This window comes from Winogradskyella sediminis, from assembly GCF_003387355.1.
Taxonomy (GTDB): domain Bacteria; phylum Bacteroidota; class Bacteroidia; order Flavobacteriales; family Flavobacteriaceae; genus Winogradskyella; species Winogradskyella sediminis.
On the sequence record NZ_QUNH01000002.1, the window covers coordinates 896,352 to 919,660 of the forward strand.

17 protein-coding genes are annotated in these 23,309 nt (G+C 35.4%); 8 read left to right on the plus strand and 9 right to left on the minus strand.

The window, feature by feature from the left end:
* Positions 1-115: 115 nt before the first annotated feature.
* Positions 116-1,306 carry a sensor histidine kinase gene (locus C8N41_RS11365; RefSeq protein WP_115839345.1) on the minus strand — a complete coding sequence of 397 codons (1,191 nt, stop codon included), beginning with the start codon at positions 1,304-1,306 and terminating at the stop codon, positions 116-118.
* Positions 1,307-1,522: 216 nt separating this feature from the next.
* Positions 1,523-2,419, minus strand: coding sequence for a site-specific tyrosine recombinase XerD (gene xerD / locus C8N41_RS11370; protein ID WP_115839346.1), 897 nt, complete (start codon positions 2,417-2,419; stop codon positions 1,523-1,525).
* 218 nt (positions 2,420-2,637) lie between these two features.
* Here xerD and C8N41_RS11375 point away from each other — a divergent pair, with 218 nt between their 5' ends.
* The 6 genes from C8N41_RS11375 to C8N41_RS11400 all read left to right on the plus strand — a co-directional run bounded on the left by C8N41_RS11375 (position 2,638) and on the right by C8N41_RS11400 (position 6,341).
* Positions 2,638-3,180, plus strand: a complete 543-nt coding sequence (locus C8N41_RS11375) for a hypothetical protein (protein WP_115839347.1) — start codon at positions 2,638-2,640, stop codon at positions 3,178-3,180.
* A 385-nt stretch (positions 3,181-3,565) separates the two neighbouring features.
* Positions 3,566-4,186: an outer membrane beta-barrel protein gene (locus C8N41_RS11380; protein ID WP_092447279.1), complete on the plus strand. Its 621-nt coding sequence runs from the start codon at positions 3,566-3,568 to the stop codon at positions 4,184-4,186.
* A gap of 172 nt (positions 4,187-4,358) precedes the next feature.
* Complete coding sequence (gene aroQ, locus C8N41_RS11385) at positions 4,359-4,784, plus strand: type II 3-dehydroquinate dehydratase (RefSeq protein ID WP_092447280.1); 426 nt, start codon at positions 4,359-4,361, stop codon at positions 4,782-4,784.
* Positions 4,785-4,825: 41 nt separating this feature from the next.
* Positions 4,826-5,023 carry a hypothetical protein gene (locus tag C8N41_RS11390; RefSeq protein ID WP_115839348.1) on the plus strand — a complete coding sequence of 66 codons (198 nt, stop codon included), beginning with the start codon at positions 4,826-4,828 and terminating at the stop codon, positions 5,021-5,023.
* A gap of 239 nt (positions 5,024-5,262) precedes the next feature.
* Positions 5,263-5,520, plus strand: coding sequence for a hypothetical protein (locus C8N41_RS11395; protein WP_147298956.1), 258 nt, complete (start codon positions 5,263-5,265; stop codon positions 5,518-5,520).
* A 182-nt stretch (positions 5,521-5,702) separates the two neighbouring features.
* Positions 5,703-6,341, plus strand: coding sequence for a porin family protein (locus tag C8N41_RS11400; protein ID WP_115839543.1), 639 nt, complete (start codon positions 5,703-5,705; stop codon positions 6,339-6,341).
* Between the two features lie 81 nt (positions 6,342-6,422).
* On the opposite strand, the gene lpdA is transcribed toward C8N41_RS11400, so the two are convergent.
* Both lpdA and C8N41_RS11410 read right to left on the minus strand, forming a co-directional pair.
* Positions 6,423-7,799: a dihydrolipoyl dehydrogenase gene (lpdA, locus tag C8N41_RS11405; protein ID WP_092447283.1), complete on the minus strand. Its 1,377-nt coding sequence runs from the start codon at positions 7,797-7,799 to the stop codon at positions 6,423-6,425.
* Positions 7,800-8,020: 221 nt separating this feature from the next.
* Positions 8,021-8,575, minus strand: a complete 555-nt coding sequence (locus C8N41_RS11410) for a DinB family protein (RefSeq protein WP_115839350.1) — start codon at positions 8,573-8,575, stop codon at positions 8,021-8,023.
* A 203-nt stretch (positions 8,576-8,778) separates the two neighbouring features.
* Here C8N41_RS11410 and C8N41_RS11415 point away from each other — a divergent pair, with 203 nt between their 5' ends.
* Entirely contained in the window at positions 8,779-9,564 is a 786-nt protein-coding gene (locus C8N41_RS11415) for a DUF6503 family protein (protein WP_115839351.1), read from the plus strand.
* Here the strand turns inward: C8N41_RS11415 and C8N41_RS11420 are convergent.
* The 4 genes from C8N41_RS11420 to clpB all read right to left on the minus strand — a co-directional run bounded on the left by C8N41_RS11420 (position 9,550) and on the right by clpB (position 14,524).
* Positions 9,550-10,062: a SixA phosphatase family protein gene (locus tag C8N41_RS11420; protein WP_092447286.1), complete on the minus strand. Its 513-nt coding sequence runs from the start codon at positions 10,060-10,062 to the stop codon at positions 9,550-9,552. The two genes, C8N41_RS11415 and C8N41_RS11420, sit on opposite strands and share 15 nt — an antisense overlap.
* Before the next feature lie 95 nt (positions 10,063-10,157).
* Complete coding sequence (gene deoD, locus C8N41_RS11425) at positions 10,158-10,856, minus strand: purine-nucleoside phosphorylase (protein ID WP_115839352.1); 699 nt, start codon at positions 10,854-10,856, stop codon at positions 10,158-10,160.
* 27 nt (positions 10,857-10,883) lie between these two features.
* A complete protein-coding gene (gene deoC / locus C8N41_RS11430; RefSeq protein ID WP_092447288.1) occupies positions 10,884-11,546 on the minus strand; it encodes a deoxyribose-phosphate aldolase in 663 nt (220 codons plus the stop codon).
* A gap of 371 nt (positions 11,547-11,917) precedes the next feature.
* Positions 11,918-14,524, minus strand: a complete 2,607-nt coding sequence (clpB, locus tag C8N41_RS11435) for an ATP-dependent chaperone ClpB (RefSeq protein ID WP_115839353.1) — start codon at positions 14,522-14,524, stop codon at positions 11,918-11,920.
* 256 nt (positions 14,525-14,780) lie between these two features.
* Here clpB and ytxJ point away from each other — a divergent pair, with 256 nt between their 5' ends.
* Positions 14,781-15,167, plus strand: a complete 387-nt coding sequence (ytxJ, locus tag C8N41_RS11440) for a bacillithiol system redox-active protein YtxJ (protein WP_115839354.1) — start codon at positions 14,781-14,783, stop codon at positions 15,165-15,167.
* Between the two features lie 136 nt (positions 15,168-15,303).
* Here ytxJ and C8N41_RS11445 read toward each other — a convergent pair whose 3' ends face one another.
* Positions 15,304-23,292, minus strand: a complete 7,989-nt coding sequence (locus tag C8N41_RS11445; protein ID WP_211318197.1) for an HYR domain-containing protein — start codon at positions 23,290-23,292, stop codon at positions 15,304-15,306.
* Between the last annotated feature and the right edge of the window lie 17 nt (positions 23,293-23,309).

A 23,309-nucleotide genomic window follows, 5' to 3' on the forward strand; every position in this document is an offset into this window, starting at 1 on the left:
AACATAGATTAATAAAAAAAATCCGGTACACTACCGGATTTTTTTTATGTCTTGTTTTCAAACGTCATACTACATAATTCCATAATAGAATTGGCAATAGAAGTTGAGTTTGGGATTATTCTACAGCACGTGGCTGTTGCTTGTTAAAAGTAAGAATAAAGGTTGTACCCTCATTAAGCTTACTTTCTAATTCTATTTTTCCGTTTAAAGCTTCAACTTGCGTTTTAGTAATATAAAGTCCAATACCTCTAGAGTCCTTTCGGTCTGTACCATGAAACGTTTGGTACATATCAAACAACTGATCTTTGTATTTAGAAGTATCTATACCAATACCGTTATCAGAAATAAGTATTTTTATAGTGTCTTTATTATGAGTAGATTGAATTGTAATTTGCGATTTTTTATTCGGATCGGCATATTTAATACCGTTAGATATAATATTGTAAAACACACTTTCTAAATAAGAACGATTTGAATATAGGGTTTCGTCTGCTCTGAGTGTATTGTTAATGGTCACTTCGTTTTTAGTACTATCTAATTTTAGACTATCCGTTATTTTATCAATACTTTGTTGCAAGTTAATGTGCTCATTACACTGGTTTAAATCTGCTTTAGATTTTATACTAATAATGTCATCAAGATCAACAATTGTAGTGGTTAAGGATTCTGAAATGGATCTCAAATGGCCAATTAACTCTTCCTTCTCAGATGCGTCTTGGGCTTCATCATAAAACTCAAGGATGTTTTTAAAATTACCAATATGTGTTTTTAAATTATGAGATACAATATGGGTAAAGTTCTGAAGCCTCTTATTTTCACTACTAATTATCTGCAAATTTTTTGCAACAAGGTCTTTTCGCTTTTTAATATTTGTAATGTCAATTACTGTTCCAATTGCCCTTACAGGTTCGTTATTAGCGTCTCTTTCTATAACTTTTCCTTTGGCTAATACCCATTTGTAATTACCATGTTTACATCGCACACGGTATTCGTGCTCATAAAGTTCATCTTCACCACTTAGGTGTCCATAGACTTTAGAAACATAATTATCAAAGTCGTCCGGATGAACTCTTTCGCGCCAAGCCTGTGGTTCGTCTCGTAGTTCGTTACCAGAGAGATTAATTATATTCTTTAATTCTTCAGAGAAAAATGATTTCTTCTTTTGAATACTCCAATCCCATACACCTACATTAGAAATTTCTAATGCTATTTCGTGCTTTCTGGCCTCGTCTAATACACTTAAGGCTTTGTTATCCTTCTTTTTTGTTGACTTAGAATTGATGAGATTTAGAATGGGCAATTTCATAGGTTGTGTTTTACAATAAGACACTAAACAATGGGGTTTGTCACAAAAAATATAAAAAAATACCTACAAGTTTTGCTTAGAATTTTACCTAATAAACATCCTCAATAAGGTCTAAATAATTTTTAGTGGACTGTAAATTTAATGGATTTAATTTAATTAAATACACTTAATTTATTAAAATTGATGTAGTTAGGTTTAAAACTTGCGTTTTCACGGCTACTTTCTGGGATGAAACTTATGTAATACCTCACTTAAATGCGAACGATCAACATGCATATAGATTTCAGTAGTTGTTATGCTCTCGTGACCAAGCATCATTTGAATCGCTCTTAAATCCGCACCGTTTTCTAATAAATGTGTGGCAAAGGAATGTCTAAAGGTGTGTGGAGAGACCGTTTTTTTTAACCCTGCTTTTTCAACCAATTGCTTAATAATTGTAAAAATCATAGCTCTAGTGAGTTGCTTTCCACGTCTATTTAAAAATAAGATATCTCGGTATTCTTCAATTACTGGAATATGTGGTCTAATGGCTTTTATGTATAGGGAAATGTATTTTTTAGTTAATGGACTAATGGGAACAAAACGTTGTTTATCACCTTTACCTGTAACTTTAATAAAATCTTCCTCAAAAAATAAGTCCGATAGTTTTAGGTTGGTCAGTTCACTAACACGCAAACCACAACTGTACAAAGTTTCTATAATAGCTCTGTTACGCTCTCCTTGTGGATGCGTTAAATCAATAGCCGAAATTAAAGTGTCAATTTCTTTTATAGAGAGCGTATCTGGTAATTTCCGTCCAATTTTTGGAGATTCTATTAAATCTAATGGGTTAGTTGTTCGGTAATTTTCAAAAATGAGATAATCAAAAAAGTTACGAAGTCCAGATATTAAACGTGCTTGAGATCTTGGATTAATGGTTTTAGAAATGGAATAAATAAAGGTTTTTACCGTGTCGGTATCTATTGTCGTCGGATTGGCGCTAATAGAATGATTTTCAACATATAATATAAGCTTTTTTATGTCATAACTATAATTTTCAATAGAGTTATGAGACAACCCACGTTCTATACGAAGGTAATGTGTGTAATCTGTTAAAGCGTGTTCCCATTTCATAGTTAAAATTAACAATTTACAATGAAATTTTCCTGTGATTATTATACGTAATTTATCGTATTTTTTATCTTAATTGTTAATAATTGTATATGTAAATGCTTGGAATTTAAAGCGTTAAGTGTTTAGATGTGAAAAAATGTTAATAACTATGTGGTGAAACTTTTATATTAAGTAAAAAAGGCTTTAGTTTGTAGTAATCAATTTAAACTTATATTATTATGAAAAAATTATTTTTATGTGCTGCTATGGCAGTATTTGGTTTCGCTAATGTGAATGCACAAGATGGAAACTCTGATGGGCAAACGTCAGAAGGAAAGTGGTTAATCGAGGCTAACACTGGTAATGCCATGTTAGGAACTACAGGTATTTATTTTAGTTCAAGTGATGGATCATCAGAATACAATATTGGTCTTGATGGTGGTTATTTTATCATGGATGATTTAGCTATTAAGGCTGGTTTAGGTTACGGTGGATTTAGTCCCGATGAAGGTGATGCTGCTAGCAGTTTTTCTTACAGAATAGGAGCTAAGTACTATGTTAATAGTATGATACCTGTAACATTAGATTTGACAGGTGCTTCTGGAGAAGATGTTTATGGTGATGAAACACCATTATGGTTAGGTATTGGTGCTGGATATGCATGGTTCGTTAGTAATAGTGTTTCAATTGAGCCAGGCTTAAGATATAACTTATCATTAAATGAGGATTATACTGATGAAGGTGTTTTGCAATTTAATGTTGGATTTGCATTACATTTCTAATGAACATAAATTTTATATTTAAAAAGAGAGGCAATGTGCCTCTCTTTTTTTTGTTCAAAACTCAAAATTTATGACTTCAAAAATCATAAAGTTTGAAAAATAAGCAAGTATCAAATCGACGTATTTATATAGAGCATCTGTTAGAATTATACTATTGATTTAAATTTTAAAATAGAAGACTAATTATTTACATGGCGAAAGCGATTTTAGACATTTAGACCCAAATATTGTGTTTGTTGATTAATAGGTGGTTAGCATTATTTTGTGGTTTAAAAACAAATAATATCGATGAAATACGTTAAATTTTAACAAAATTACGATTTCTAGTATAAAAGTAAAGTCTACATTTGCCGACCAATTTAATTATCAAATTTAAACTTAAATTATGAAAAAATTATTTTTTACAGCTGCAGTTGCAGTATTAGGATTTGCAAATGTTACTGCACAAGAAGAAGCTAAAACTTTTGGTTTTTCTGAAGGAGATCTATTCATTGAAGGAATGGTTGGATTCAACAGTTCTGAAGACAAAAACACAGAAGAAAAAGCATCTGGATTTGAAATTAGCCCAAAATTAGGTTATTTCATCAGTGAAGATTTAGCTATTGGTGGTATGTTATCTTTTGAGTCAGCTAAAGAAGAAGTTGCTGGTACAGATACAGCTGACCAATCTACTTTCGGTGTTGGTGCTTTTGCTCGTTATTACTTTTTAGATTTAGGTGAGCGTTTTAAAACTTACGGTGAGTTTGGTGTTGGTTACGCTAGTACTAATTATGATCTTGCAGATGTAAAAGAAAATACTATCGGTGCTGGTTTAGATTTAGGTATTAACTATTTCGTAACTGAAAAAATCGCTTTAACTTTTGGTCTAAAGAACGTATTATCTTTCTCTTCTAGCAAGTTAGATGCTGATGATGCAGAAGCTGTATCAGAATTTAACTTAGGTTTTGGTGATGTTGCTAACCCATTTGGTGGAAATGCTGCTTTTGGTATCTTATTCAAGTTATAAGAATCTGAACACAACATAATAATATATTTAAAACCGAAGCGAACGCTTCGGTTTTTTTATGCCCAGTTTTTAATATATTTACTACATATAACCACATTTTTAAAGTACGGTGTAAAATGAAGTGGCTAGTAAGCCACAGCGAGTGATGTTAATTGAAAAGATAAAACCACACATGAAAAAAATAATCATTATCAACGGTCCTAACCTTAATTTATTAGGTAAACGTGAAACCAATATATACGGTAGTTTAACGTTTACAGAGTTTTTCGATACCGTTGTCAGTAAATATGCTAATGTCACTTTAGAGCATTTTCAGTCTAATATAGAAGGAGAGCTAATAGATAAAATACAAGAAGTCGGTTTTACTTACGACGGCATTGTTTTAAATGCTGCTGCGTATACACATACCTCAGTTGGTATTGGTGATGCGGTTAAGGCAATCACAACTCCAGTAGTGGAAGTTCATATTTCTAATACCTTTTCTAGAGAAGAGTTTAGACATCAATCGTATATTTCTCCTAATGCTAAAGGTGTTATTTTAGGTTTTGGTCTACAGAGTTACGAGCTAGCTATTGAAAGCTTTATATCGGGCTCGTAAGTTTGCTTATGGATTCCGTTACTATTAAAATAGTAAGATGTATGAGTTTTACTACTAAGATGTTAGTGATTTCACTTATAGTATTTTGTACGGGTAACGATCAAGCACAAATGGACTATGGCATTAAAGAAGGATTCAATGCCACTTTTTTTAAGGTGGAAGAAACTAGTTTCGGCGATACTACTGATACAACACCATACAAAGCACCAAAAGCCATGGCTGGTATAGCTGTACTATAAAGTTCTGCTGTATCAAACAAGAGGTTCACCCGTGTTTACTCCGTATCTAAGCCGTATCTAAGCCGTAGGTCATTCGGGTAAACGCTAGTGTTAAGTTGTGTTAGTGGTCAGGCCAAAACCATATACAAAAATCATTTCCAGAATTCACTTGCTTATAATTCCGTATTTAAAAATAATGGCCTTACAATTTGGGTATTATGCAGGTTGTCTTGCCAGTTTCTCCATAGAAAATGATTGGCATGCACAACCCAAATTACTTTTATGAGACTGATGCTCCTACATACTTCAAGTATCACATCTATCCAGACTTTAATATGTTCGTTGGTCCCAGTATCAATTATGTCTTTGATGTTTATAATGCCAAACTAAAGGTGAGAACGGATTTAGGTTTGGCTTATATCATTACTTCAAAATTAGATCTACACATAAAATATGCCATCGGTTTTGAAGAAATTACACCAAATGGTTTGACTCTTGATCTTGGTTATAAATTGTAATTTTTATTGTTTTCTAACAATAGAGTTAAGGTTTTTAGTGATAGAGCGGAGATAGGTGTTTTACTTTTACGATTGATTTTTACCGAAACTTAAAAACTTGTTAAACTGCTGTTAAGCCTTATGGTTACTGCGTTTTTGACTATTAGCTTTGGTGTTTTAACCCAAATAAAACAATGATAATTATGAAAAAATTAATAGTGTTTACAGGAGTATTTTTATTTGCATTAACATCGGTTTATGCTCAATCAGATTCTAACGCGATTCAGTTAGGAGTGAAAGGAGGAGTTAACTTCTCTAAGATTACTGGAGATGATTTTGACGATGTCGATGCAAGAACAAGTTTTAATGTTGGTTTGGTTGCCGAACTTCCAATTTCGGAACGTATTTCTTTTCAACCAGAGGTGTTTTACTCAGGACAAGGGTTTGATGTTTCAGAAATAGATCAGGATAATGTTTTTGATACGGATCAAAATATTGAATACCAATTAGACTATATTCAAGTACCATTGCTAATTAAAGCTTATTTAGTAGAAGGCTTAAGTGTTGAAGCAGGTCCGCAATTTGGATTTAAGATTCATGAAGAATTTGATTTTGAGCCAACTTCAGATGGAGGAGATATAGAAATTGATGAAGAGGACTCTTATGTTAAGGATTTTGATACCAGTATAGCATTAGGTACATCATATAAGTTTGATGGTGGATTCTTTGTAAGTGCAAGGTACACTATGGGCTTAACGAGTATTTTTGAAGACGATACACCTTTTGAAGATGTTGATGGTAAAAATGAGGTTTGGCAATTTGGTGTCGGCTTTATGTTTTAAATCCACATAAAATAGAGCGTATAAAAAAAGTTCCAGATAATTCTGGAACTTTTTATGTATGTAAAATTAATAGCGTTTCAATTATAAGTGAATAACTTCATCATAAGCGTCAGCAACAGCTTCCATAACCGCTTCACTCATTGTTGGGTGTGGGTGTACAGCTTTTAAGACTTCGTGTCCTGTGGTTTCTAACTTACGACCTAAAACAGCTTCAGCAATCATATCGGTAACACCAGCTCCAATCATATGGCAACCTAACCATTCGCCATATTTAGCATCAAAAATTACTTTTACAAAACCTTCTTTATTTCCACCAGCACTTGCTTTACCAGAGGCAGAGAAAGGAAACTTACCGACTTTAATATCAAGGCCTTTATCTTTTGCTTGTTGTTCTGTTAAACCTACACTTGCAATTTCTGGTGAACAATATGTACAACCAGGAATATTTCCGTAGTCTAAAGCTTCAACATGCTGACCAGCAATTTTTTCAACACAAAGAATACCTTCCGCAGAAGCGACGTGTGCTAAAGCTTGGCCTGGTGTAATATCTCCAATAGCGTAATATCCAGGGATGTTAGTTTGATAGAAATCATTAACTAAGATTTTATCTCTATCTACAGCAATACCAACATCTTCTAAGCCTATGTTTTCAATATTAGATTTAATACCAACTGCAGATAATACAATATCAGCTTCTAATATTTCTTCACCTTTTTTAGTTTTTACAGTAGCTTTAACGCCAGTGCCAGAGGTGTCTACAGAAGTAACTTCTGCAGAAGTCTTAATTTTTATACCAGATTTTTTAAAGCTGCGTTCTAGTTGTTTTGATACTTCGTCATCTTCAACAGGTACAATTTTGTCTAAATACTCTACTATAGTAACTTCAGTTCCTATAGAATTGTAGAAATAAGCAAACTCTACACCAATAGCACCAGAGCCTACAACAATCATCTTTTTAGGCTGCTTTTCTAAAGTCATGGCTTGTCTGTATCCAATTACTTTTTTACCATCTTGTGGTAAACTAGGCAATTCGCGAGAGCGTGCTCCAGTAGCAATAATAATATGGTCTGCAGAATATTCCGTGCCTTCAACCTCTATTTTCTTTCCAGCTTTTAATGTTCCGTAACCTTCAATAACGTCTATCTTATTCTTTTTCATTAAGAATTTTACGCCATTACTCATACCTTCTGCAACACCACGACTACGCTTTACAATGGCATCAAAATCGTGCTCAGCTCCAGAAACTTTAAGACCATAATTTTCAGCATGCTTTAAGTATTCAAATACTTGAGCAGATTTTAAAAGGGCTTTTGTAGGAATACAACCCCAATTTAAGCACACACCACCAAGGCTTTCTTTTTCTACAACGGCAGTTTTAAATCCTAATTGTGATGCTCTAATTGCAGTTACGTAGCCACCTGGACCACTTCCTAATACTATTATATCGTATTTACTCATGAGAAAGTTTTTTTATTGAATTTTGAAAGTACGAATTTACGAAATCGAAATTGAATATTAAATTTTTATTCCCTGATACTAGACGCTTATTTTTAATGCCTTTTAGAATGGATATAAAACGGTAGAAAATATGAAGTGAAACAGTGACGGGTTAATGTTTGCTTATTACTTCTAGTCAAGAGATTGGCAATAGTAAGCGTAGAAAGGTGAAGTACTTTTAATTATAAATCATCAGTAAAATGTTTTCGACTTTTCTGGTGTTGAAATTTACTTTTATTGTAGAGTTTTGATTGTCCCTTTGCGATAGATAAGGACTCCCAGTGTTCTCCTTTTATTAATTTGCCAATAAACACAATCTGACCTACATGATAAGCGTAATGCATCATTTGCCTGTTAATAGCTTCAGTAACCGAATGGCCTTGATGTCTTATATAAATGGTTTTTTCTAAATCGGATGGTTTTAAAGGAGTTATAGCTTCAAATAAGCAAATCCAACCTTTATTCCACGCTTTTAATAATTCGGCTTTAGAGCTAAAGCTATCGACAAATTCATCATCACGTTGTCTCCACTCTTTTTCACCGTCTTCAGTTAAAAAGTTAGTCCAGCGGCTTAACATATTTCCAACAAGATGTTTTACAATAATGGCAATAGAATTTGAATCTGCAGCAAATTCGTTTTGCAAATCTTCAAAAGAGAGTTGCTCTATGGTTTTATCTCCAAGAGATTTATAATATTTAAACTGTTTTACGGTACTTGATAAATAGCTATTCAAAATAAAAAAATATTAATGATGTTAGCGAAGTTTTGTAACGGGTTTGTAATCAGTGTTTACCCAAAATGAGAATGTAAATTTAAACATTGACTTTATAATTTAAAACCTTTAATAGTTTTAAGGCTGTAAGTTTTACCAACATTTTAAGACTTTCTTGTAAACTAAGCTCTAGTTTTACTAATTTACTATATATAAATGAATCCCTAATGAAAAATTATATTATTGTCTTTATAGCCGTTTTACTTTTTAATTGTAAAAACGAAAACTCTAACCACATGGATACCAATGTGGCACCAGAAGTAAAAGCGCTTACTGCAAATCAAATTATAGATAAATCTATTGACGTTTCGGGTGGTGATCGTTTTAAGCAATCGAGTTTAAAATTTGAATTTAGAGATGTGTACTATCAAGCTTTACGTAAGAATCACGAATTTTTATTAGGACGCGTATTAGTAAAGGATAACGATTCTATTTTCGATATGCTAAGCAATGTTGGGTTTGAACGTTATAAAAACGATGCCTTTGTAAAACTTGAAGATTCTATTGCGAATCTGTATGCGGCTTCAGTAAATTCTGTCCATTATTTTTCTGTTTTACCTTATGGATTAAACGATAAAGCTGTACATAAAACCTTATTAGGAAGTGAGCAGATAAAATCTAAAGATTACTATAAAATTAAAGTCACTTTTGATGAGTTAGGTGGAGGTGAAGACCACGAAGATATCTTTGTATATTGGGTAAATAAAGATACGTTTAAAGTCGATTATTTGGCATATTCTTATGCCGAAACGAGTGGAGTAGGTATGCGATTTAGAGAGGCTTACAATGAGCGTTATGTTACCGGATTGCGTTTTGTGGATTACAATAATTACAAAACAGAAAACAGCTCTATTCCTCTAGAAGGCTTAGGGAAAGCTTTTGAAGCCAATAGGTTAAAATTGCTATCAAAAATAGAACTCAAAAATGTAACCGTAGAGTTAGTTGACAACTAATTTCTTAGCTGTTTTTCCATCTTTTGTTATTGTAACGATATATAGACCTCCGTTGAAGTTGTCTGCCATATCTTCATATTTTTTTTCTCCTAATAGTTCATTGGTGAACTTTGGTGTAGTATTGCTATGACCAACAATTAAGACTGTTTGTCCTTTTGTATTGTTTATAAAAGTTTCAACTTGTAAATTGGATGGATTATAAATTTGAATTTCTAAGTTATTGGCGTTGGCTGTTGGTAGTGCTGTTTGTTTTGTTCGGTTATAATCCGAAGAATAAACGGCGTCAAATTTTATGTCTTTAAAATATTTGGCCCAATTTTCGGCACGTTTGAGTCCTACGTCAGTTAGATTAGGGTTGTGGTTGGAAGGATCTGTCCGATCTTTTTCAGCATGTCTTATTAAGTAATATGTAGAGCTTTCGCCATGCTTTTGATTATTCTGAACACAAGACGTGTTTACAAATAAAGATACTAAAGCAATTAGGAATAAATTTTTCATTATACATCGTATTAGATTGCAGGCTAAGATAAGATTAAAAGCAATAGACTAGAATATGGCAAAAAATAACCCAATAATAAAAAAATAGATGGTGTCTATGCCAGTTCTAGGGCGATCTCAATCATACTTTTAAAGGTTGTTTCACGTTCTTTGCTGGTTGTGCTTTCACCTGTAACTAAAGAGTCAGAAATGGTTAATATCGCTAAAGCATTTACATTGTGTTTCGCCGCAACAGTATAGAGTCCGGCAGCCTCCATTTCAACACAGAGTACTCCGAATTCTGACCATTTTTTATAAGCTTCTTTGGTGTCTTCGTAAAAGATATCTGAAGATAAAATGTTACCGGCTTTAATATCGATGTTTTTAGCACGAGCGGCTTCAACCGCTTTCATAAATAAACCAAAATCTGCTGTTGGAGCATAATTAGCTCCATTAAAGCGCGACTCATTAACTCCAGAATTAGATGAAGCAGCCATAGCCAAAACCACATCTCTGATTTTAACCTCTTTTTGATACGATCCGGCACTACCCACTCTGATTAGGTTTTTTACGTCATATTCCGTAATGAGTTCGCTGGCATAAATAGAAATACTAGGTACTCCCATACCAGTTCCCATAGTAGAGATACGTTTGCCTTGGTAAGTACCAGTATAGCCAAACATACCTCTAACTTCATTAAAACATTTGGGATCTTCAAAAAATGTTTCAGCAATCCATTTTGCTCTCAACGGATCTCCTGGTAATAAAATAGTTTCTGCGATGTCGCCTTGCTTTGCTCCGATATGTACACTCATACGACAAAGTTAAGCAAAGTGATTTAATTAATACGCAGCATTCGATGTAAGATTATTCATCATGGCCACTCCAGAAGAGGCACCGATTCTATCGACTCCGATATCTATATATTTTTGAGCTGTTTCAGCATCTCTAATGCCGCCAGAAGCTTTTATTTTAAGTTGTTTTCTAACTGTTTTTCTCATGATTTTAACAGCTGTTAATGTCGCTCCGCTTTTTGAAAAACCGGTGGAGGTTTTAACAAAATCGGCCTTGGCATCGATACAGATTTCACAAGCTTTTACAATTTCATTTTTAGAAAGTTCACTAATTTCTAAAATGACCTTTAGTGTGGTCTTGCCAATCGCATTTTTAACATCGCTGATATCTTTGAGGACAGCAAGATAGTTCTTGCTTTTAAGTCTACCGATATTCATTACCATATCGATTTCCGTAGCACCTTGCTCTATGGCTGTTTTCGCTTCAAATATCTTAGCAGCAGTAGACATGGCTCCTAAAGGGAAGCCGACTACGGTACAAATTTTTACGTTAGAACGTTCTAACGCTTGTTTCGCTAAAACAACATTACAGCTGTTAACACATACGGAGTAAAAATCGTATTTTAAGGCTTCATCGCAAAGTCTTAAAACGTCTGCTTCGGTAGCAGAGGCACTTAATAAAGTGTGGTCTATGTATCTATTCAAATTCATCTATTATAAGTAGGGTTTATAACATAAGTTAGCCATTGTAATTCTCTGATTATAGAGGGATTACTGAACAATAATTAAAAAGTCTTAAAGTCTTGTTGGAATTAAATAGCTCGACAAAAGTAATCATTTATCCGTTAAAAGGAATGATAAAAATGATATTTTATCATGTATTTCGTCGAATTATTGTTAATAACTTTTAAACTATTTCATAATAAGGCCAGTAGAATTAGACTTTAACACGATTTTAATATTTCTTTAAAATTATTAGAAAAAGGAAGAGCAACACTCCTTCCAAGCGCTTGAAATTTGTGTTGCTCTTTACCAACCAATCAATGTAATGACTATTTAAAATCTAAATTGTTACAATGAGATTACATTTTTTCTGCTACTAAATCCCCTTGATTTCTGAATACTAAATGGTTATCAAACTCATCTAACAAAATAATGCTATCTGTTGTAACACGGCCAGCTAAGATTTCTTTACTCAATTGATTTAAAACATCCTTTTGTATCACACGTTTTACAGGTCTAGCTCCGTATTCTGGATTATAACCTTTATCTGCTAGATAACTTACAGCTTCTGGTGTTGCATCGAATGTAATACCTTGCTTGGCTATCATTTTTGTAATACCTTTAAGTTGTAAACCGACGATATCTATAATATTCTCTTTGGATAAAGGAGTAAACATAATGGTATCATCAATACGGTTTAAAAATTCTGGTCTCACCGATTGCTTTAATATGGCTAGAACATCTACTTTGGCCGCTTCAATTGCTGAAGGAATATCTTTTGTAGCTTCAAAACGCTCTTGTATAATTTGACTTCCCATATTGGATGTCATAATTATAATGGTGTTTTTAAAATCTGCTACTCGTCCTTTGTTATCCGTTAAACGCCCTTCATCTAATACTTGTAAAAGAATATTGAAGGTGTCTGGATGTGCTTTTTCAATTTCGTCTAACAATACTACAGAATAAGGCTTTCTGCGTACAGCCTCCGTTAATTGTCCGCCTTCATCATAACCCACGTATCCTGGAGGTGCACCAACGAGTCTACTAACGGCGTGACGTTCTTGATATTCACTCATATCTATACGCGTCATAGCGTTTTCATCATCAAACAAATACTCGGCCAACGCTTTTGCTAACTCTGTTTTTCCAACACCAGTTGTTCCTAAGAACAAAAAGGTACCGACAGGTTTTTGTGGGTTTTGAAGTCCAGCTCTAGAGCGACGAACAGCGTCACTAACGGCTTCTATAGCTTCTTCTTGTCCTACAACGCGTTTGTGTAATTCGTCTTCAAGTTTTAGTAATTTTTCACGATCACTTTGTAACATTTTGGTCACCGGAATTCCGGTCCACTTGGCAACAACCTCAGCTATGTCTTCATAGGTGACTTCTTCTTTAATTAAAGATGTTTCATTCTGTTCTGATAATTCTTTTTGGAATTTTTCGAGTTGCGCATTCGCTTCTTTAATTTTTCCGTATCTAATTTCAGCTACTTTACCGTAATCACCATCACGCTCAGCACGTTCTGCTTCAAGTTTAAAGTTTTCAATCTGTTCTTTTATATTTTGAACATTATCTACTACTTCTTTCTCAGATTTCCATTTGGCATTAAGTTCGTTGCGCTCCTCTTTTAGATTAGCTAATTCGGCTTTTAAACTTTTTAATTTGGTTTCATCTTTCTCACGCTTAATAGCTTCATGTTCAATTTCTAACTGCATTATTTTTCGATCTAAAACATCTAATTCTTCAGGTTTAGAGTTGATCTCCATGCGTAATTTGGACGCAGCTTCGTCCATTAAATCAATAGCTTTATCAGGTAGAAATCGGTTGGTGATATAGCGTTGTGATAATTCCACCGCACCAATAATAGCTTCATCCTTAATTTGTACTTTATGGTGTGCTTCATATTTTTCTTTAATTCCACGTAAAATAGAGATAGCACTTTCGGTATCTGGTTCATCTACATTTACCATTTGAAAACGACGCTCTAAAGCTTTATCTTTTTCAAAATACTTTTGATATTCATCTAGCGTTGTGGCTCCAATGGCTCTTAATTCACCACGTGCCAAAGCAGGTTTTAAAATGTTTGCGGCATCCATAGCTCCTTGTCCACCACCAGCACCAACCAAGGTGTGAATCTCATCAATAAAAAGTACAATATCTCCATTGCTTTCTGTGACTTCTTTAATCACAGCTTTAAGGCGTTCTTCAAATTCGCCTTTATATTTTGCTCCTGCAATTAAAGCACCCATATCTAAGGCAAAGATTTGTTTATCTTTAAGATTTTCAGGAATATCTCCATCAATAATTCTGTGTGCTAAACCTTCAGCAATGGCAGTTTTTCCGGTTCCAGGTTCGCCTACAAGAATGGGGTTGTTTTTTGTTCTACGTGATAAAATTTGAAGTATTCTTCGTATTTCTTCATCACGTCCAATCACAGGGTCGAGTTTGCCATCTTGGGCTAATTGGTTTAAATTCTTAGCATATTTGCTTAATGAATTATATGTCTCTTCCTGACTTTGAGATGTTACACGGTCGCCTTTTCTTAGTTCATCGATGGCTGTATTTAAACCTTTTTCGGTAACACCTTGATCTTTTAAAATTTGAGCAATTTTACTTTTAGATTTAAAAATTGCTAAGATTAAATGTTCAATAGATACGAAATCGTCATTCATTTTTTTAGCAATGATAGACGCTTCGTTAAGCGTTTTACTAGCTTCTCTTGAAAGCATAATATCTCCGCCCGACACTTTAGGGAAACTCTCGAGTTCTTTATCAACTATTTGTTGAAGTATAGTGACGTTTACATTCAGCTTTTTAAGTAAAAATGGTAATACATTTTCGTCTACTGTAAACAGTGATTTAAAAATGTGCTCATTTTCAATTTGCTGATGACCAAAACCTTGCGCGAGCTGCTGTGCTTGCTGTATGGCTTCTTGTGATTTAATGGTATAATTATTAAAATTCATCGTTTATGTTTTTATTGTTGATGTTGAAAATAGATTCGTCGTCTTTAATGTTTAACTATATTCAATCCAACTTTGTTTTTAATTAAATGTTGTGTTCTAATAGATTTAGGCAATTATCTTACCAAGACTAAAATGTAAGAATTAAACGACAAAATGTCTTGTTTAAGAAGTTTTGATGTGACGTTTTGACGGTGTTGGGGTTTTTATTTTATAGTGTTGGTTTGTAAGTTTATGTATTATTAACGACTTTTAACATATGGGAATTTTTAATAAACTATTTAGTGGTTCTTCTGAACCTAAAGACGAAAAAATATTGCCTTGGCAAGAATTAAATGCTATTTCGCAATTGAACACCATTGTTGAAAAATCGAAATCTAAAACACAGCTTATCTTTAAGCACTCTACGCGCTGTGGTATCAGTCGTATGGTTATGAATCAATTTGTGGCTTCGTACGATTTAGAATTAGATGCAGATTTATATTACTTAGACTTGCTAAGTTTTAGAGATGTTTCTAATGAAGTGGGGTATAAGTTTCAAGTGATGCATCAGTCGCCACAACTTTTAGTCATTAAGAATGGAGTAGTGGTTGCCAATGCTAGTCATGGAGGAGTTAATGATATGGATTTAGCTCAGATTGTGTAATTAAGCGCTTCGATTTATATTGTTTCAACCAAAGTGTTTGGGTTAAATACCTTTGCGTTATGTGAATACAAAATGCCTTTAGAGCTGATAGTTCTAAAGGCATTTTTTTATGATTATAAATTGAAGGTGTGGTATACTAGTACTTCACTATAATTTTCTTATTAAATGTACTTGTGTCTGTTTCTGCTTTTAAGATATAAGTACCTTGCGAAATGTGTTTCACAGGAATCTTAATCTCATTAGACATCGGTAAATTCGTAGCATTCCATGAAGCTACAGTCTGACCAGCGACATTAATAAGATATAATTGCTTAACCTGTACAGATGATGGTGTTTTAACATAAATCTCATCAGAGTCATGTAAATACCTTACCATAACATCTTCAAATTCATCTTCAATAGTAGAAAGTGTACTATCTTCTTCAAATGCTAAGTAGAATCTGTTATTGTACTCTCCAACTTCCAGGTGTTTTTGGAAATTAACATCATTGAATTTTGTATAAGTGCCTTCTACGGCATCGTAAATATAAACATCTATAGCGTCATTGAAGTTTTCAAGTTCAGTGAGTCCGATTTCAATATGCCCCGTTTCTCCTATTAGAATACTTAATGGATAGGTTTTAGTTTTGTCGAATTCACCAACTCCTTGTATCACGTAATTTTCGTCTTCGATGAGGAATGTCATATCACTTGGAAAGTAATCTGCATTCAAAGCATCATAACCATAGTCTACATCATCTGTAGCCACGTCGTTTGAAGTGAATCCTAATAATAAATGTCTCGTTGCACCTTCTGGCGTTTTAAAGGTTAAACGTAAGCGTCTTATAACAGGTTCCTCTCCATCTGGAATAGTAACATCATCTTGACCCTGATCCTGATGACTTGATCTTAAGAAAACAGATTGACTAGAAGCTTCAGTTTTAAATATACGTTGGTCGTTATTAAAGATTAAGGTGCCGCCATCACTATCGGCTTCAACAAAGAAACCTTGACCAACAGGTACATATCTTCCTGGTTCTTTTGAGGCATTTCCACTACCATCTATTTCTTCTGATGTGGTTGTGCCAGCTAAATTTCCTAAGTAGTTTACATACGAATACCTGCCTCTGTAGTCTGCCAAAATATGACTTGGATTATTTGGAGCTTGTTCCCAAAATATAATTTTTCCATCTCGTAAAGCATCACTATTATCTTCTATAAAGGTATGTGCATCAATAGCAGAAGGATAGGGATTACCTATTAGTGTTTCGTTGCCGCCATTTATAGTATGTGTAATTGTACCATTATTAGGCTGTCCGCTAAAGGTGTAATTTTGTTCTGAATTCCCGATTCCACTACCTTTCATAGTAAAACCTAACCCAACACTAATGCCTGTGTTCTGGTTAATACGATGCCATTCAGCATAAGTACCAGTAAGGTTAGCATACGTATATAACCAACGACTACTAATAGTTGCAGGATTTGTTCCTAAGGCATTATGTGCAGTAGTCCAAGATACAGGATTTGTACCATCATATAATATAGAAGCCAATGCGTAAGTTCTGTCACCAGCCGTACCAGCATTACTCACAGGACTTCCCCAATAATTATAATTAAATTTATTACCTGTTCCTTGTTGGTCGCGTTCTAATTTACCAGTTCCGGTATAATCAACCATACTTCCTTCTGGTTGTAAGAGTTGTGACTCGCCTTCTAAATCTAAAGTTCCATCAATTTTAAGGTATTTATTTACGGTTAATGGGTTCCCATCTGCAATTGTTAATTTGTTGCTGTCTACTAAAAGCCCATATACTTCAATAGGTCTATTTATTGTTACGTTATGTTTGGTACTAACAATATTCCAAGTCACACTATTGGTATTAGGAATCATTAAATCATTTCCATTTTGCCATGCATTTGCAGAGTCCCAATTAGTAGATGTACCAGTTGTTAAATAAGGTAAAGGAGCAGATTCTACCTGATGTGATGTCATATTTCTAAGTATACCATGAACTCCTCCCACATTAGCCATAAGGTGACCACTAGTAATATCAGAATTCAGTTGGTTCATTTGGTAATAAGCGCTTAAATTGTTCCAAGTTAAACCAGAAATATCTAATGGTACGATAGATCCTTTAACCATACCTGAATCATTTTCTATTTCCTGATTCATCATTTGGCGAATTTGCTCTATACTTATAGCTGTATCCCAAATACGAACTTCATCCAACCAACCGTTAAAATAGTTAACAGGTGTTTCATTAGGGCGAGACATCGCTCCAAGTAACATGTTATATGTGTTTGGAGTTGGGCTAGCTGCTGTTGTAAAATTCCTTTGAAATCCATCGACATATAATGTATAGTTGGTGCCGTTATAGGTTACAACAACATGATGCCATCGATCAGCAGTTATACCACCTGCGGATAGACCAGAACCGTTGGCTCTAAATGAAATATTACTATTAACCAGACGTAAGTCGTAACCCGTAGCTAAATTATCTGCATTTCGTTTTGATAGAATGGTTTGAATATTGCTATTGATTACATTTGGTTTAATCCAAACTTCAATACTAAAGTTTCCGGTTAAATTATAGTTGTCAGAGAAATTAACACTATCATCAGATCCATCAAAAGTCATAAATGTATCACAATCAGGAAAATTTACTGTAAATGAAGCGGTGTCATTTGCACAAGGAGCTGGGTTATCTAATGTCCAAGTGATTTCATACTCTGCTCCACTTTCACCAGAAAAGTACCCAAATGGATTATTGATGTTTGAAAATGAATACGGACGTCCAGGCGGAATTGATACTGCAGACCACTCTCCAGTTCCATTGCCGTATAATCCAATGGTTGTATCGCTACAATCGTTTATTGTAGTGAGATAAGTAGCTTCAGCATCGTCAAATGGAGTGATATTAATCGTAACAGAATCTGAAGCGACGTTACAAGGACCCGAACCATCAGGATCTTGTGTAGTGAACGTTAATGTTACGGTTCCAGAAGTTTCACCTGCACCTAAGGTGTATTCTGCATTTGTTGAGTTTACATTATTGAATGTGCCTGTACCTCCAGACCATGTTCCGGAAGTGTTAGAGGTAGCATTTAAATTAACTACAGGATTACTAGAGCACGTTGTGATATTAGCACCTGCATTAACTGTAGCAGCTTCATTTATAGTTATAACCACGGTATCAACTCCAGGGTTACAAACTCCTGAAGGGTTATTAGATGTTAACGTAAGCGTTACACTTCCATTTGAAATATCTGTTGTACTTGGGGTATACGTCGTGTTTAATACTGAAGCATTTTCAAACGTACCTCCTGTGCTAGAACTCCACGTACCGCTCGTTGCACTCCCACTTATAGCTCCATTAAGTGTAATAGTGTCAGAACTACAAACGATGAAGTCTGAACCAGCATCTACTATTGCTGCTGGGTTTACGGTGATTATAACCGTATCAGTGTTAGCGCTACAAGGTCCTGAAGGATTATTAGTGGTTAATGTTAGGGTTACAGTTCCACTTGTAATACTTGGTGTATAGGTCGCATTTAAATCTGTTACATTAGAGAAACTTCCACTTGGTGCACTCCAAATTCCAGTACTTGCACTACCACCTATAGCTCCACTTAGTGTCACAGAGCCATCTGAACAAATAGTTTGATTAACACCTGCATATGCTGTTGGTGCTTGATTAATCGTTACAACCATGTCATCGCTAACAGCATTACATACTCCATCGCTAGGATTATTGGTTAAAGTCAGTGTCACTGTGCCATTAAAGATATCTGTAGCGCTAGGAATATAAGTTGATTCGCTAAAGGTTCCAGTTCCAGATGTTGACCATGTGCCAATAGCATTGGTGCCGCCCAGTGTAATTGGAGACAAATGTACAGTATCTCCTTCACAGATGGTAATATCGGATGGTGCTGTGACAGTTGGAGGGGAGTTAACTGTGACAATTTCCCCAGACAGCGAATTGACACAGCCAACTCCATCACTATTTGGTGGATTAGTATATTGAACACTTGTTAATTCATAAATTCCAGCTGGTTGATTTGAAAATGTAATTGAACCCGAATTTCCAATATCAAAAGAGCCAGCAGGCGAACCATTAAAGATGTAACTCACAGTTGTATTTGGCGTACCATCCACAACTATATCTTCTCCATGACAGATGGTGCTTGCCACTGCCATTTCTGCTGTAGGGTTAGCAATGATATGAATACGCATTGTATCTTCTACAGGAGGGCATGAGCCATTAAAACTACCGCTATCAGCAAGGAAACTAATAGTTATAACATCGCCAGCTACTAATCCATTGGGAAGAGTGTATGTGGAGGTTTCAGAATATAGTGGTCTTGGAGGTGGATTAATCATAGAGCCTGTACACCATCCCCAAATAACAACTCCATCGCAATAAGGCGGTGGGTCATAGGTTCCTACAGTTGAGAAATTTCCACCTGCACCATTATCAATCCATTCCCATTCTGTGTTGCTTAAGCCATCAGAATCAGCGTCCATTGAGACAGAGTTTGTTGTACCTTCACAAATATATATATCATTTCCAGCGTCAATATTTAGAGATGAAGAATAATTCAATAATATTAATTTGTTTCTAGCGCTTGAGGTACCACAGGCATTACTAGCTGTAACGGATATATTTTGCCAGAATGTAACAGCTCCCGAAATAGACACCTCAATTTGGTTAGTTCCTTGCCCGTTATTAATCGTCATTGAAGTGGGAACCGTCCAATTATAAGTTTCTACATTAGGGTCTTCTGCAACATAGTAAATTGCTGTACTTACAGGGCATAAAAATGATGAAGTTCCATTAATTGTTCCTGGTTTTGAAGGTGTGCCATTATAAACTGTAATAACACCAGTTTCTGTTACTGTGCTACAAGAATTAGAGGCTGTTAGAGTATATGGGAAAACACCACTTACTGAATTATGAGGGTTTCCATTAATCCTTACGCGTCCTGAACCTGTGTTATAATTGTAATTTACGTTTGTTGGAAGTCCCGTAACAGTTACCGAAGTCGCATTGTAAACATAAAAATCAATTGCTTCTACTCTTCCTACTGGGTTTCCTCCAGTTCTACAAACGCTTTGGTCGACTCCTCCAGGTGGTAAGGTAATTATCGGATTAGGTTTCACGGTTACTGTAATGGTGTCAGTACTTCCACAGTTATTATCAATACCTGTTACTGTATAAGTGTGTGTACCAACAGCAGGCACAAAAGATATGTTATTCGTTGCTCCGTTACTCCAAGTGTAGGTAGTAGCACCAGAACCTGTTAACGTTAAATTATCACCTTCACATATATTTATATTGGTACTACTACCATTAGCAAGAGCTGTCACTATTGGGAGTGGTTTAATTTCCATGGTTATACTTTCAGATACAGGCACCGGATTAGCACAAGTAAGATCTGAACTCACTTCAACAGAAACAATATCTCCATCTACAAGGGTTGAGGTTGTATAAGATGTAGAATTACTACCAACAGGATTTCCATTAACAAACCATTGGTAAGTTGGTGATGTACCTCCGTTAATTAATCCAGTTATAAAGAAGTCAACAGCTTCTCCTGAGCAGGCAGGATTTGCAGAAGTATTTAAAGTAAATTCTACAGGACGTAATGGGTTTATAGTCATTATAATGGTATTACTTGTAGTTAATGTTGCACATGGACCCGAAGTGATCTCCACGTAAACATCATCTCCATTAGCTAAAGAGGTGGTTGTATAGGTGCTACTATTAGTGCCTACAGGTGTTCCTGCAGCATACCATTGGTAATTAGGGTTAGCACCTAAATTAGTTCCAGAAGCTGTAAATGTTACAGATTCTCCTTGACAAATTGGTGAAACTGGATTAGAACTAATTGTAGCTGTAGCGCCTTGAACATGGTCTAAAACAGTAATTGTAGTGATGCATGTATTTGTGTTACCACTAGAGTCGGTTACAGTAAGTTCAACAGTATTAGAGCCAATATCAGAACAATCGAAATTTGTAATGTCAGTATCAAAAGTTAACCCACCACAAGCATCTGTTGATCCATTGTTAATCGCATCTTCTGCAATTGTAGCATTACCAGAGGCATCCAAGGTTATGGTTAATGGTTGACAAACTGCTGTTGGGACTTGATGGTCTTCAACTACAACATCAAAATTACAGGTTGAGGTGTTACCGTTGCCATCATCTGCTATAGCATCAACTGTAGTTGTTCCTAAAGGAAATGTATAAGGGAAGTTAATTGGGTTTCCGTCAATTTCATAACTCATTAGTGGTGATCCGTTACATGCGTCTGTAGCTGTAGCTGTAAAAGATAATGTTGCGTTACATTGGTTGGGATCTGTGGTGTAAAAAGGATCTACTGATGGACAAGAAATAACTGGCGGTGTAGCATCGACTACTGTAATCAATTGATCACAAGTCGCGGTAAGTCCGGCACTATCTGTAATTGTCCAAGTTATATAGTGATTTCCGATAGGTAAAGGATATAAATCAGGTAGGTTATTAACGATGTTATATGTGTTTGCACAATTATCATCGGTTGCAGGTTGTATTAAACCAGGAATTGATGAAACTTCGCAATATATATCTGCATTAATTGTAATTGGTGCAGGGCATGTAATTGTTGGTGGTTCATTGTCGATCACCGTAATATCAAATGTACAAACGGAACTATTACCGTTGGCATCAGTTGCTGTAAACTCTAAAGTTGTGACACCCACAGGAAAAGCATCTCCTGAAGATAAACCTGTTGCATCTGTTTGTACAACAGTTGCAGGCCCACAATTGTCTGTTGCTGTAGGTAAAGTAAATGTGGCTACTGCTGAACAAAGTGAAGTGTCATTATTTAGTGTTATGTTTGACTGGCAAAAGGTAAAGGTCGGCGCGACGTTATCAATAATAGTAATGATTTGTGTTCTGGTGACAGCATTATTGCCACAGGCATCTGCTATATTCCAAGTTCTTGTAATTGTGCCATTGTAGCTACTTCCAGATAAAGCTGAATCTACACCATTTACATTTCCTCCAGAATCACAGTTGTCTGTCCAACTTAATTGAGTCATAGGAGGAATGTTAGAGTAACAATCGACCGTAACATCAGCTGGAGCAGTAGCAAGTATAGGAGCAACGGTGTCATTAATAGTTATGATCTGCGTTCTTGTAATTGCCGCATTTCCACTTGAATCGGTAATATTCCATGTTCTGGTAATTGTACCTCCGCATGAGTCCCCAGATAAAGGTGCATCAACACCTGCAATGCTTCCGCCTGCATCACAGTTATCGGTCCAAGATAGATTCACTATAGGTGGTATGTCAGCGAGGCATTCCACCGTAATATCTCCCGGTGCTGATTCAATTATAGGAGCTGTAGCATCTGTAATAATAACATTTTGAGTTTGTATAGAAGAATTTCCAGCCATATCAGTATAAGTCCAAGTCACAACCGTTGTGCCTTGAGTTGAAATAGGAAGTATTACATCATGAGTTACGGTTACGCTTGCAGCACAATTATCCGTAGCGGTTGGTGGTGTCAAAGTTGTGACTTCACATTCCGCAGTAATATCGGCTAACGTAGCGGCATCAGCGACAGGCGCTGTAACATCATCTATTATCACATTTTGAGTTTGCGTAAACGTATTTCCATGGCCATCGTCGTAAGTCCAAGTCACAACCGTTGTACCTTGAGTTGAAATAGGAAGTGTTGCATCGTGAGTTACGGTTACGCTTGCAGCACAATTATCCGTAGCGGTTGGTGGTGTCAAAGTTGTGACTTCACATTCTGCGGTGATATCGGCTAGCGTAGCGGCATCAGTGACAGGATCTGTAACATCATCAATTATCACATTTTGAGTTTGTGTAGACGTATTTCCATGACCATCATCGTAAGTCCAAGTTACAACTGTTGTACCTTGAGTTGAAATAGGAAGTGTTGCATCGTGAGTTACGGTTACGCTTACAGCACAATTATCCGTAGCGGTTGGTGATGTCAAAGTTGTGACTTCACATTCTGCGGTGATATCGGCTAGCGCAGCGGCATCAGCGACAGGCGCTGTAACATCATCTATTATCACATTTTGAGTTTGCGTAAACGTATTTCCATGGCCATCGTCGTAAGTCCAAGTCACAACCGTTGTACCTTGAA